This window comes from Streptomyces prunicolor NBRC 13075 (genome assembly GCF_000367365.1).
GTDB lineage: Bacteria > Actinomycetota > Actinomycetes > Streptomycetales > Streptomycetaceae > Streptomyces > Streptomyces prunicolor.
Genome location: NZ_BARF01000042.1, coordinates 91,072 through 103,273 on the forward strand (window position 1 = coordinate 91,072; position 12,202 = coordinate 103,273).

The 12,202-nt window shown below is 68.4% G+C and carries 10 protein-coding genes; 2 read left to right on the forward strand and 8 right to left on the reverse strand.

The features are described from left to right. Positions 1 to 274: 274 nt before the first annotated feature. Complete coding sequence (locus SPR02S_RS19290) at positions 275 to 1,858, forward strand: acyl-CoA carboxylase subunit beta (protein ID WP_043258367.1); 1,584 nt, start codon at positions 275 to 277, stop codon at positions 1,856 to 1,858. Between the two features lie 56 nt (positions 1,859 to 1,914). After that, on the forward strand, positions 1,915 to 2,106 hold the full coding sequence (locus tag SPR02S_RS19295; RefSeq protein ID WP_019058638.1) for an acyl-CoA carboxylase subunit epsilon: 192 nt from the start codon (positions 1,915 to 1,917) through the stop codon (positions 2,104 to 2,106). A gap of 65 nt (positions 2,107 to 2,171) precedes the next feature. On the opposite strand, the gene SPR02S_RS19300 is transcribed toward SPR02S_RS19295, so the two are convergent. From SPR02S_RS19300 to SPR02S_RS19335, 8 genes are all read right to left on the reverse strand, one after another. After that, positions 2,172 to 5,276 (reverse strand): NACHT N-terminal Helical domain 1-containing protein, encoded by a 3,105-nt coding sequence (locus tag SPR02S_RS19300; protein ID WP_043258379.1) that lies wholly within the window; start codon positions 5,274 to 5,276, stop codon positions 2,172 to 2,174. Positions 5,277 to 5,380: 104 nt separating this feature from the next. Further along, positions 5,381 to 5,962 carry a GTP-binding protein gene (locus SPR02S_RS19305; RefSeq protein WP_026150693.1) on the reverse strand — a complete coding sequence of 194 codons (582 nt, stop codon included), beginning with the start codon at positions 5,960 to 5,962 and terminating at the stop codon, positions 5,381 to 5,383. Continuing rightward, positions 5,943 to 6,518, reverse strand: a complete 576-nt coding sequence (locus SPR02S_RS19310; RefSeq protein WP_026150694.1) for a DUF742 domain-containing protein — start codon at positions 6,516 to 6,518, stop codon at positions 5,943 to 5,945. Before SPR02S_RS19310 ends, SPR02S_RS19305 begins: the two co-directional genes overlap by 20 nt. A gap of 94 nt (positions 6,519 to 6,612) precedes the next feature. Next, positions 6,613 to 7,026, reverse strand: a complete 414-nt coding sequence (locus SPR02S_RS19315; protein ID WP_019058640.1) for a roadblock/LC7 domain-containing protein — start codon at positions 7,024 to 7,026, stop codon at positions 6,613 to 6,615. 10 nt (positions 7,027 to 7,036) lie between these two features. Continuing rightward, a complete protein-coding gene (locus tag SPR02S_RS19320; protein ID WP_026150696.1) occupies positions 7,037 to 10,318 on the reverse strand; it encodes a nitrate- and nitrite sensing domain-containing protein in 3,282 nt (1,093 codons plus the stop codon). 401 nt (positions 10,319 to 10,719) lie between these two features. Beyond that, on the reverse strand, positions 10,720 to 11,295 hold the full coding sequence (locus SPR02S_RS19325) for a GTP-binding protein (RefSeq protein ID WP_006375318.1): 576 nt from the start codon (positions 11,293 to 11,295) through the stop codon (positions 10,720 to 10,722). Then, a complete protein-coding gene (locus SPR02S_RS19330; protein WP_019058642.1) occupies positions 11,276 to 11,674 on the reverse strand; it encodes a DUF742 domain-containing protein in 399 nt (132 codons plus the stop codon). The genes SPR02S_RS19325 and SPR02S_RS19330 overlap by 20 nt, the downstream gene beginning before the upstream one ends. A gap of 111 nt (positions 11,675 to 11,785) precedes the next feature. Then, positions 11,786 to 12,199, reverse strand: coding sequence for a roadblock/LC7 domain-containing protein (locus SPR02S_RS19335; protein WP_005479910.1), 414 nt, complete (start codon positions 12,197 to 12,199; stop codon positions 11,786 to 11,788). Between the last annotated feature and the right edge of the window lie 3 nt (positions 12,200 to 12,202).

Below are 12,202 nucleotides of genomic sequence, written 5' to 3' on the forward strand. Positions count from 1 at the left end.
ACGCCCTCCCGGCTGCCCCGGCAACGCGGGGAGCCGGCTCGCGAGCCACTCGGGAATCGCTCGTGAATCACTCCGGGGATGGCATCCGCCGCACATGAATGTGAGGTGGCTCTCAGCTGACGCCTTTGTGTGACTCCTACAACGGGCAAGCCCCTTGAGCAGTCGGAACGGCTGCATGGCGCCGAGGTTCTGTTCAGGGGTACCAGGAAAACGGGCCGGAGACTGTGCAGAGTCAACGGCGCCCTTTCCTTGGTGTCCTTCGTAGGGTCAGTACATGACCGTTTTGGATGAGGCGCCGGGTGAGCCGACGGACGCGCGCGGGCGAGTGGCCGAGCTGCACGAGATCCGTGCGCGGGCACTGGCCGGCCCGAGCGAGAAGGCGACCGAGGCGCAGCACGCCAAGGGGAAGCTGACCGGCCGGGAGCGCATCGACCTGCTCCTTGACCCCGGGTCCTTCCGTGAGGTCGAGCAGTTGCGCCGGCACCGCGCCGTGGGCTTCGGCCTGGAGGCGAAGAAGCCGTACACGGACGGTGTCATCACCGGCTGGGGCACGGTCGAGGGCCGCACGGTCTTCGTCTACGCGCACGACTTCCGGATCTTCGGCGGCGCGCTGGGCGAGGCCCACGCCACGAAGATCCACAAGATCATGGACATGGCCATCGCGGCCGGTGCGCCGCTGGTGTCGTTGAACGACGGTGCGGGTGCGCGTATCCAGGAGGGTGTCTCCGCGCTCGCCGGGTACGGCGGCATCTTCCAGCGCAACACCAAGGCGTCCGGTGTCATCCCGCAGATCAGCGTGATGCTCGGCCCGTGCGCGGGCGGCGCGGCCTACAGCCCCGCCCTGACGGACTTCGTGTTCATGGTCCGCGAGACCTCGCAGATGTTCATCACGGGCCCGGACGTGGTCAAGGCGGTGACGGGCGAGGAGATCACCCAGAACGGCCTGGGCGGCGCGGACGTGCACGCCGAGACGAGCGGCGTCTGCCACTTCGCCTACGACGACGAAGAGACCTGCCTCGCCGAGGTGCGCTACCTCCTGTCGATGCTCCCGCAGAACAACCGCGAGAACCCGCCCCGCGCGGAGTCGAGCGACCAGGCCGACCGCCGCTCGGACATCCTGCTGGACCTGGTCCCGGCCGACGGCAACCGGCCGTACGACATGACCAAGGTCATCGAGGAGATCGTCGACGACGGCGACTACCTGGAGGTCCACGAGCGCTGGGCCCGCAACATCATCTGCGCGCTGGCCCGCCTCGACGGCCGGGTCGTCGGCATCGTCGCCAACCAGCCGCAGACCCTCGCGGGTGTCCTGGACATCGAGGCCAGCGAAAAAGCTGCGCGCTTTGTCCAGATGTGTGACGCTTTTAACATTCCGATCGTTACGTTCCTGGACGTTCCGGGGTTCCTTCCCGGCGTGGACCAGGAGCACGGCGGAATCATCCGGCACGGAGCGAAGCTGCTCTACGCGTACTGCAACGCCACCGTGCCGAGGATTTCGCTCATCCTGCGCAAGGCGTACGGAGGTGCCTACATCGTCATGGACAGCCAGTCCATCGGCGCCGACCTCACCTACGCCTGGCCCACCAACGAGATCGCCGTGATGGGCGCCGAAGGTGCCGCCAACGTCATCTTCCGCCGCCAGATCGCCGACGCCGAGGACCCCGAGGCGATGCGGACGCGCATGGTCAAGGAGTACAAGTCCGAGCTGATGCACCCGTATTACGCGGCTGAGCGCGGACTCGTCGACGACGTCATCGACCCGGCCGAGACCCGCGAAGTACTCATCAGCTCCCTCGCGATGCTGCACACCAAGCACGCGGACCTGCCCTCGCGCAAGCACGGCAACCCCCCGCAGTAACCCAGCGGACCCTCCGCGCTACCCGTGCGGAAACCTCAGCCACGGAGACTGAACCTATGAGCACCCCTGACATTCGCGTCGAGAAGGGCCACGCCGAGCCCGAGGAAGTCGCCGCGATCACGGCGATCCTGCTGGCCCGCGCGGCGGCCACGCCCGCGGAAGCCCCGGCTCACCGTCCGCTGCCCAAGGCCGGCTGGCGTCGGCTGGAGCGCGAGGGTGGATTCCGCGCTCCGCACAGCTGGCACTGAGCTTTCAGCGCGTTCACGGCGGCCCCACTCTTCTTCGGGAGGGTGGGGTCGTTGGTGTTTGCGGGTCAGGTGATGGTGAGGTTCTTGACCGGGAGGTCGAGGGTGGTGATGGGGGTGCCGTCGGGGGAGCGGCAGGACCTGATGAGCAGCGAGTCGAGGGAACTGAGGTCGCGGTAGGCGCGGGAGTCCCCAGGCACGACGCAGTCCTCCAACGTGAGCGTTCGCAGTTCGGCCGGAAGGGGTTCACGTGCTGTCAGCCACTCCGGCAAGTGGATGTCGTTGAAGCTGAGGTATTCGAGCCCGGGCATGGCGGAGATGCTGCTCAGGCCACGCGGCGTACATGTACTCGCGGTCGACAGAAGAAGGGTTCTGACGTCGGGGAAGTTACTCAAAGCGGATAGTTCGCTGGTACCGCTCAGCCCAAAGAGGTTCAGCCAGGACATGGTCGGCCCAAGACGCAGGCTGCCCAGGCCAGCCATAGCCTCGCGGCCGAGACCCAGGAAAGTGAGGTTCCTCAAGTTCTCCACGGATCCGAGCCCGTGCAACTTCCCTCGCCCCAGGATCGAGAACATTTGTAGCTGTGGGTGAGCCGTCAGCACTGAGAGGTCCCCGGGGCCACGGAAGCTGTAGACAGCCAGATCTTCCATGGGCGGGAGCTGGTCCACGGTGGCGAGCCTCGAGAACGGGTAGTGAATCGACAGTGCCCTGATGGACCTCAACTGAGTCGCCGCGCGCCACTGCTGAGAGTGCGTGAGTCGCACTTGGTGTCGCTCCAACGGCAGCCCGGCAAGTACCTGCTCGCCGTAGGCGTCCGCGTCGAAGTACGCCCAAGCCTCGATGATTGCGTCGACGACGGGGGCGCGCCGGTCCTCGGCATACCTCACCATCAACGCCAGAGCCTCCTCACCACCGACCATCGCCACGGTCCGCACGGTGTGTACCGCGGACCTCTCAGTCAACTCGCCCAATGAACGCGGCAACCGCCGCAGCAAGCTCGTCCCCACAGCCGCCAGTGCCGGCGCATCCGTACGACGACGAGCCGGAAGCAGCGCCGACATCGCCCCGTCCAACCGCCCCGCCAGCTTCTCCGGGACCGACGGCAACGTCTCCTGACAAGAAGCCGCGAGCAACCGCAGCACCCGCGCATACCGGGGCTCCGCCTCCGCCCGATCCAGGATCCCGTCCAACAACTCCCGTCGCTGACCGGAGTTGGCATGCCCCGCGGCCATGATGATCGTCTCGCGCCACAAGTCGAGATGCGCCCGCCCGACCAGGTTGCCGATCCGGTCCTCCTCCGTCGCCTCCTCGGCGGCCAGGTACTCCTGGAAGGTCCGGTGGACGAAGTCGAGGCGGCCCTCGACGGGGGAGCGGAGGATGCCGGAGCGATCCCGTAGCTGTTCTAGGACCCCCTTGCTGTCCTGTATCTCCAGATGCCGCATCGCCGAGAGCTTGGACGCGACGTGGACGGCGGCCTGGTCCAGGGCGATCTCGCTGCGGTTGTTGTCCGACAGGCGCCAAGCGAGATCTCGCAGCACGACCAGCTTGTCGCCGAGACTGAGCTTGCTGTTCAGCGCGCTCGGTACGTTCCGGTCGGCGTCGCGGTCGTGGACCAGGGTGTGGAGCGCGTTGCGGTACAACTCCATGCGGTCCCGGGGGAGTTGGCTGCCTCGGTTCAGGTGCATGGCGCACAGCATCGCGGCGAGCAACGGCGTGCCCGCCAGGGACTGGAGATGCGCGCGGTCCTTGAGGCTGTTCAGCAGAGACTGTTCGTAGCGTGGCAACTCGTCGACAGCGCAGGGGAGTTCGTCGCCCAGTTCCCGGACGGCCTCGTGCCACTGCCGTACGAACGCGGGCAGGTCCGGTGGTGTCATCCGGTCCAAGTGCAGCGCGGTGAAGTCCTCCCGGCGCAGCCAGTCCGCCCCGGCGGCGGTCGGACGCGACGTCACCACCACACGTATGCCGCCGTACGCCCCGAGCAGCCTGCGCAGCCAGTCACGCACCAACCGGCGCTCCGAGCCGAGGAGTTCGTCGACTCCGTCGACCAGCAACAGGACCTTGTTGTCCCGGAGTTGGCGTTCCACCCAGCCCCTGGGCATGATGCCGGTGATGTTCCCGGCGACGCCGTCCAGCAACTCCTCGGGCTTCTTGGACAACGAACGGCCGCTGTACTCGCGGAGCTTGACGAAGACGGGCGTGAGGCCGTTCCAGTCGGCGAGTTCGGCGGTGAAGGCGCCCCGTGCCGCCGTGATCGCCAGCCAGCGCAGAAGCGTGGTCTTGCCGGAGCCCGCCTCGCCGCGCAGGAGCACCCTGGAGGCGCCGCCGAGCGCCGACTCCACCCGCATCCCGGAACTCTCCGTCCCGGACTCCTCCCAGCCGCTCAGATCCGGCCTGAGCGGCAGTGCCCGGGCCGTGCGGCGCCGGGTTCCGTCGTCACCCGTGGCGCGCAGGCTGACGTAGGCCACCGACAGCCGTACCTGCGCGGCGGCGCGGTCGGACGTGCGGCGGAACAGTTCCACCTCGTCGAGGCTGTTGCTGACCAACTCCATGTACCAGCGGCGGAATTCCTGGTCCTGGTCTGTGCCGTCGGGGGCGAACAGCGAGCGGTCGGGGAGGCGTTCGAGGACTCGGGCGACCCGGTCGCTCAACGAGCTGGTGCGGGCCAGGAGTTCGGCCAGAGTCCGCTCCTCGAAGACCGGGAGGGTCCGCACGATGCTGACGTAGTACTCGCAGTACTCGCAGCACTCGCTGAAGAGGAGCTCGTAGAGGCGCGTCTCCGGTTCGCTCAGGCCGACCGGTGGGCTCACCGATGCCGTGATGCGGCGGATCAGTTCGGCCGGTTGCGCGTCCGCCGCCAGGACCGCCTCGTCCGACAGGTCGGCGCGTGCGAACGTGTCGCACACCCCGTTGAGCGCTGCCTCCCGGCCGCTCTCGTCCAGGCCGCGGAACTCCTGGGCCAGGAACGGCTCCAGCCGCGCGGCCACCGTGTCGGCCATCTCCTCGAACTGGCGCTGGACGCTGCGCTGTTGGCGCAGGCCCGGCAGCCGCCGCCGTACGAGGTCGTCCATGGGCAGCCGGCGCTCCTGCTCCTGCCGCTTGCCACCCAGCCATGTCTGCGCCGCCGCCTTCACCACGGTCGTCCCCAGACGTAGTGCAGCCGCCTCCGCGCTCATCGCGCCCCCCTTGCCGAACCGAAGAGCGTTCATTGTGGCAGGGGGGTACGACAAAGGGGCCTACTCCAGCCGGAGTTGGCCCCTTGGCGTGGTAATGCCCCGTGCTACCGGAGGCGGGCCATGAGCGCGTGCTCGACCAGCGTGATCAGCGCCGACTTGGCGTCCGCGCGGTGCCGTGCGTCCGTCGTGATGATCGGAGTGTCCGGGCCGATCTGCAGTGCCTCGCGGACCTCGTCCGGGTTGTACGGCTGCGAGCCGTCGAAGCCGTTGAGGGCGACGACGAAGGGGAGACCCGAGTTCTCGAAGTAGTCGACCGCGGGGAAGCAGTCGGCGAGACGGCGGGTGTCCACGAGCACGATCGCGCCGATCGCGCCGCGTACCAGGTCGTCCCACATGAACCAGAAGCGGTCCTGACCGGGTGTACCGAAGAGGTACAGGATCAGGTCCTGGTCCAGGGTGATACGGCCGAAGTCCATCGCGACCGTCGTGGTCGTCTTGTCTCCGGTGTGGGTGAGGTCGTCGATGCCCGCGGACGCGGACGTCATCACAGCCTCGGTACGCAGCGGGTTGATCTCCGAGACGGCCCCGACGAACGTGGTCTTGCCCACGCCGAAGCCACCCGCCACCACGATCTTCGCCGAGGTGGTGGAGCGGGAAGGCCCTCCGCTAGAGCTTGCGAAGTCCACTGAGCACCCTTTCGAGCAGTGTCACATCTGGCTGGCCGCCGGCGTTCTCGTCGCCGCCGGGTTGATGAATGGCGACCAGGCCCGCCTCCGCCAAGTCGGCGACAAGAATCCTGGCCACACCGAGAGGGATCGTCAGGAGGGCCGAGATCTCGGCCACCGACTTGATCTCCCGGCAGAGGTTGCAGATCCGCTGATGCTCGGGCAACTGGCCCTGCATCTGGTGCGGTTGTGCGGTGGTGTGCACCAGCGCCTCGATGGCGAGCTGGTAGCGGGGGCGCGTCCGGCCGCCGGTCATGGCGTACGGGCGCACCAGGGGATTGCTCGTCGACCCCGCCGGCGCCGACTCGGGAGAGCGCCGATGGGGCTGCACGGGCTGGATACGCGGCGCCGGCGGCTGGTCGTACGGCGAAGGGCCGGGGCCCTGCGGGTACGGCTGCTGGCGGCGCGGGGACGGCGAGGAGGGGAAGTTGTACCGGTTCTGGGAACCGTCGCCCTGCCCCTGGCCGGGGCCGTACGACCAGTTGCCCGAAGACGAACCGCCTGGGGGTGTTGCCACTTTCTCCTCCTCCGACTGTGCCGGGCACCCATCAATGTGGAGCCGCGTCCCGAAACCTTATGGCCTCAGGACGCCAAAACGCACCGTCCATCTGTTAGTTGAGAAGGCTCCCCTGGAGCTCTGCTCGAAGGTCCGGGGTCAGGACCGTGCCGGCCCGGTCCACGAGAAGGGCCATCTCGTACCCAATGAGGCCGATGTCCGCCTCGGGGTGCGCGAGAACCGCGAGCGAGGAACCATCGGATACGGACATGAGGAAGAGGAATCCCCGCTCCATCTCCACAACCGTCTGGTTCACGGCGCCGCCCTCGAAGATGCGGGAGGCACCTGCGGTCAGCGAGGTCAGGCCCGACGCGACGGCCGCCAACTGGTCGGCACGGTCGCGCGGGAAGCCGTCGGACATCGCCAGAAGGAGTCCGTCGGCGGAGACCACCACCGTGTGGGACACACCGGGGGTGTTGTCCACGAAGTTGGTGATCAACCAGTTCAGGTTCTGCGCCGCCTGGCTCATCGGACTCACACTAACGCTCCTGGTTGTAGGTGCTGTCGGTACCGAAGCCCCGACCGTTCGTTTCGCTTCCTTCGCTGCGTCCCCGCTGGACCCCGCGACGCAGGTTGCCCAGTCTGCTCCGGATGTCCTCCGGAGCGCGAGAGACCTGGGGGCCGCCCTGGGGGGTGCTCTCGGCGGTGCCCTCGACCAGGTTGGCCTTGGGTACCCGCCGCGGCAGGCCGGAGGAGGTGACCCCGCCCGCCTTGGGCTTCTTCAGCGCCGAGGCCTGCTGCCAGCGCTCGTCGTTCGCCGACTGCCAGTCCGTGGTGCCCGTGCTGCCGTTGGCACTCGCGGTACCGAAGATGTCGACCTTGCTGCTCCCCGGTGCCGAGGACCCCGGCTGCGCGGGCTGCGAGCCGTTGCTGCCGTTCGCGCCCGAACCGCGGCGCGGAAGTCCCGCGTCGGTCAGCGCGTGCACGGCGGAGGGCGCCGGTCCCGGACGCTCGAAGCCTACGTGGTCCCGCTCACTCACGTCAGCGGCCTGCGTGGACTCCGCTTCCGGAGCGTACTGGTCGGGGTACCCGTTGCGGTAACCGTCCTGCTGCGGCCAGTCGTCCCGGTAGGACGGCTCTTCGAATCCCGAGAACGTCTCCGGTGCCGCGGAGTGCGCGGACGCGTGCTCCTCCTGCACCGGCTCCGCGTACCCGGGCTCCGGGTAGCCGCCGTTCGACGGGAAGGAGTCGGCGAAGGTGTCGTTCTGCCCCGCCGTGCCGTTCGGCGCGAAGTACTGCTCGTCGTACGAGGGTTGGCGCGGCTCGTCGTACGACGTCTGCTGCTGCTCCTCGTACGCCGGCTGGCCGGTGAAGCCGGTCGGCTGCTCCTGGTAGCCCTGCTGCCCGTTGCCGTACGGCTGCTGCTGGTCGTCGAACTCCGGGTAGTCGCCGGCCTCCAGCTCCTGGCCGGGCTTCTGGGTCTCCAGGGCCGCGCGGCGCTCCTCGCGCATCAGCGAGCGGCCCACCGGGTCCAGCTCACGGATGTCGTCCGGCACCTCGGGATAGCGGGTGTCGTCGAAACCGAGCTCGGCGGCCGTGCGCAGCGGGGTCTGGCTGAAGTTCTCGCCCTGGTACTGCGGCTGCGGCTGCTCCGGCATGATCTGCGAGACGGTGAACTCGTCGCGCTGGAGCTGCGATTCGCCACCGCCACCGTGCGTGATCGCGTCCGGCAGCATGACCAGCGAGGTCGTACCGGCCTGCTCGCCGGAGGGGCGGAGCTGGACGCGGATGCCGTGCCGGTCGGAGAGGCGGCCGACCACGAACAGGCCCATGCGCTGGGAGATCGCGACGTCCACGGTCGGCGGGTTGGCCAGCTTGTGGTTGATGTCCGCGAAGTCCTCGGCGGTGAGGCCGATGCCCTTGTCGTGGATCTCGATCATGACCCGGCCGTCGGGGAGCCGGGTGGCCGTCACGCGAACCTTGGTCTGCGGGGAGGAGAACGTCGTCGCGTTCTCCAGCAGCTCGGCGAGCAGGTGCACGAGGTCGGTCACGGCGCGGCCGTGGATCTCGGCCTCCGGGACACCCGACAGCTCGATGCGCTCGTACTGCTCCACCTCGGAGGAGGCGGCGCGCAGCACGTCGACCAGCGGGACCGGCTGGTCCCAGCGGCGGCCGGGCTCCTCGCCGGCGAGGACCAGGAGGTTCTCGCCGTTGCGGCGCATACGGGTCGCGAGGTGATCCAGGCGGAAGAGGTTCTCCAGCTGGTCCGGGTCGGCCTCGTTGTTCTCCAGGTCGGTGATCAGGGTCAGTTGGCCCTCGATCAGCGACTGGTTACGGCGCGAGAGGTTGGTGAAGATCGCGTTGATGTTGCCTCGCAGGAGGGCCTGCTCGGCGGCGAGTCGTACGGCCTCGCGGTGGACCTGGTCGAAGGCTCTGGCGACTTCGCCGATCTCGTCCGTGGTGGTGATGGGGATCGGCTGGACGCGGGTGTCGACGCGGCCGGGGTCGGTGCGCGAGAGCTGGTCGACCAGCATCGGGAGGCGCTGCTCGGCGATGCCGAAGGCGGCGTTGCGCAGCTGGCGCATCGCGCGGCTCATCTGGCGGGCGACCGCGCCGGCCAGGATGAAGGCGAGGAGCAGGGCGACGACGACGGCGGCACCGGTGATGATGGCGTCGCGCTTGGCGTTGTCCGCGATGTCGGAGGCCTCGCTCACCGCGATGTTGGCCTTGTCCTCCTCGATCTTGCGGTACGCCTCGTACTTGAGGGTGGTGCCCGCCCACCAGTTCTGGGCGGTGATGCCCTGTGCGGCGAGGGCGGTGCGCGCCGAGGTGTCGGTGGTCTGCAGCTGCGACATGGCCGTGACGATCTTGACCGGGTCGCTCGGCGGCGGCACGTACGTCTTGTCCTGGGCCTTCGCCTGCGCGGCGGCCTGCTTGACCATGGCCGCGCCGTCGGTCTGCACCTTCGCCAGCGCCGTGTTCAGCTTCGCGATGTCCGCGTCGGTACCGCCGGCCTGGTACTCCTGGATGGCGATGCCCTCCAGGTAGGCGTACGAGGTGATGGCGGTGCGCTGGGTCGCCAGGCTGGTCTGGTCGGGGCCGGGGCTGATCAGCAGGTGGGTGCCGATGGAGCGCTCCAGGGAGAGCGCGCCCTTGGCCAGCGCGATGGCGTAGACCGAGCGGCCGTAGCTGGTGATGTTGCCGGTGCCGAGGCCGAGCTCGTTCGAGAACTCGAGGAGCGGGTGCTCCAGGTTGACGTAGCTCTCCTCGGTCTGCACGCCCTTCATCTTCGAGGTGTAGGCGGCGGTCCGGATCGACTGCAGCTGCGGCTCCACCTTGCGGAAGCGGCTGAGCCGGCGCTCAAGGCCCGGCTGGTCCGGCATGTTCTGCGCGGCCTTGTCGAAGACGTCGGCGGCGTCGTCCGTGGCCTTGCGGGCGGCCACGACCGTCGCGTCCTTCGCGCCCTTGCCCTCCAGCAACGGAGCGGCGGTCACGTCACGCTCGTTGGTGATCGCGTTGCTGTAGGTCAGCGCGGCCTGCACCACGCGGGCGGTCTTCTCCGCGTCCTCGGCGTTCTGCCAGGTGTCGATCGAGCTCTTGACCTGGAAGCCGCCCATGATGAGGCCGACGCCCACGGGTATGAGCAGGATCGCGTTCAGCCTGGTCGGCACCCGCCAGTTGCGGGGGGAGAAACGGCTGCCGCTGGGAGCGGGTGGCGCCGTGGGCTCCGAGCCTGGCACAGGGGCGGGCGCCGCTCCGCGCGGCGGCGGGGTGAAGTTGCCCCGGGCCGACGGCTCGGGACCGTTCTTGCTTCGCCTCACTCGACCAACAACCTTCCGGCGGTCGGCACCTATCGTCGTGCCGCAGTGTCTCAAGCCCGTCAACGACCTCTGCTTATCAGTACGTCGTTGACTATTGGGCAGTTCACGCATTCCAGCACGTCAGCATCCGCGATTCCAAACAGTCGGAACCGCGGATTCCGAGTGATGTAAGCCCCAGATAAAACGGTCATAAAGAGCGAGCCCCGTCAAAAGACGGGGCTTTGTTAGCGCAGCGGCACCGGATGAACGCGACGCGTTGCGGTACCACCGGATTCCTCTGCCGAAACGTTATGAACACCGGGGCCGACCGTGTCAAAGGCCACAGCCGGCTCCGGGGTGTCTACGACAACTGCCGTATGGCACTGCCGACTTGAGAACTGCATGCAGGGGCCCGCCGGGAGCTACCGGAGCCGGGCCATGAGCGCGTGCTCGACCAGCGTGATCAGCGCACTCTTCGCGTCCGAGCGGTGCCGGGCGTCCGTCGTGATGATCGGCGCGTCCGGACCGATCTGCAGCGCCTCGCGGACCTCTTCGGGGTTGTACGGCTGGTGGCCGTCGAACCCGTTGAGGGCGATGACGAAGGGCAGCCCGCTGTTCTCGAAGTAGTCGACCGCGGGGAAGCAGTCGGCCAGCCGGCGGGTGTCCACCAGCACGACGGCGCCGATCGCGCCGCGTACCAGGTCGTCCCACATGAACCAGAAACGGTCCTGACCCGGCGTACCGAAGAGGTACAGGATCAGGTCCTGGTCCAGGGTGATGCGTCCGAAGTCCATGGCCACCGTGGTAGTGGTCTTGTCCCCGGTGTGGGTGAGGTCGTCGATGCCCGCGGACGCGGACGTCATGACGGCCTCCGTGCGCAGCGGGTTGATCTCCGAGACGGCACCCACGAACGTGGTCTTGCCGACGCCGAAGCCACCCGCCACCACGATCTTCGCGGAGGTGGTCGCCCGCCCTCCGTCAGAGCTTGCGAAGTCCACTGAGCACCCTTTCGAGCAGCGTCACGTCCGGTGCGCCGCCGTTGTTCTCGTCGCCGCCCGGCTGGTGGATGGCCACCAGTCCGGCCTCGGCGAGGTCCGCGACGAGGATCCTGGCCACACCGAGGGGCATGGCGAGGAGTGCCGACACCTCCGCGACCGACTTGACCTCGCGGCACAGGTGGCAGATGCGCTGGTGCTCAGGGAGCAGTCCCATCAGCGCTGCCGGGTCGGCCGTCGTGCTGATCAGCGCCTCGATGGCGAGCTGGTAGCGCGGCCTGGTCCGGCCGCCGGTCATCGCATACGGACGGACCAGCGGCTGGTCGCCCTCGTCCCCGTACGGCTCGGCGTACGGGTCGTGAGAGGCGGTGGGCGGGGTCATGAATCCTCCGGGCGGGACAGCAAGTCGGTCGGGCTAGCCGTCTGACAGGGCCGGTGGGGGGATTGTGGCGGCCGGACGGTGATTTGGTGAGACGGGTGGTGCCGGGGCCGGTCAGTGAAGCAGACTGCCCTGGAGTTCGGCGCGCAGGTCCGGCGTGAGAACCGCCCCCGCACGGTCGACGAGCAGTGCCATCTCGTAGCCGACGAGACCGATGTCGCACTCGGGGTGCGCGAGCACTGCCAGGGACGAGCCGTCCGAGACGGACATGAGGAAGAGGAATCCCCGCTCCATCTCCACGACCGTCTGTGCCACGTCGCCGCCCTCGAAGATCCGGGATGCCCCGGCCGTCAGCGAGGTGAGCCCGGAGGCCACGGCCGCGAGTTGGTCGGCGCGGTCGCGCGGGAACCCTTCCGACATGGCCAGAAGGAGTCCGTCGGCAGACACGACGACGGTGTGGGACACCCCGGGGGTGTTGTCCACAAAGTTGGTTATCAACCAGTTGAGGTTCTGTGCCGCCTGGCTCATCTG

What these genes read in the sequence shown, in the direction of transcription:
- SPR02S_RS19330 (WP_019058642.1), bottom strand. Translation starts at nt 11,674, where the DNA reads ATGACCCCGCCCACCGCCTCTCACGACCCGTACGCCGAGCCGTACGGG.
- SPR02S_RS19315 (WP_019058640.1), bottom strand. Translation starts at nt 7,026, where the DNA reads ATGAGCCAGGCGGCGCAGAACCTGAACTGGTTGATCACCAACTTCGTG.
- SPR02S_RS19290 (WP_043258367.1), top strand. Translation starts at nt 275, where the DNA reads ATGACCGTTTTGGATGAGGCGCCGGGTGAGCCGACGGACGCGCGCGGG.
- SPR02S_RS19300 (WP_043258379.1), bottom strand. Translation starts at nt 5,276, where the DNA reads ATGAGCGCGGAGGCGGCTGCACTACGTCTGGGGACGACCGTGGTGAAG.
- SPR02S_RS19335 (WP_005479910.1), bottom strand. Translation starts at nt 12,199, where the DNA reads ATGAGCCAGGCGGCACAGAACCTCAACTGGTTGATAACCAACTTTGTG.
- SPR02S_RS19295 (WP_019058638.1), top strand. Translation starts at nt 1,915, where the DNA reads ATGAGCACCCCTGACATTCGCGTCGAGAAGGGCCACGCCGAGCCCGAG.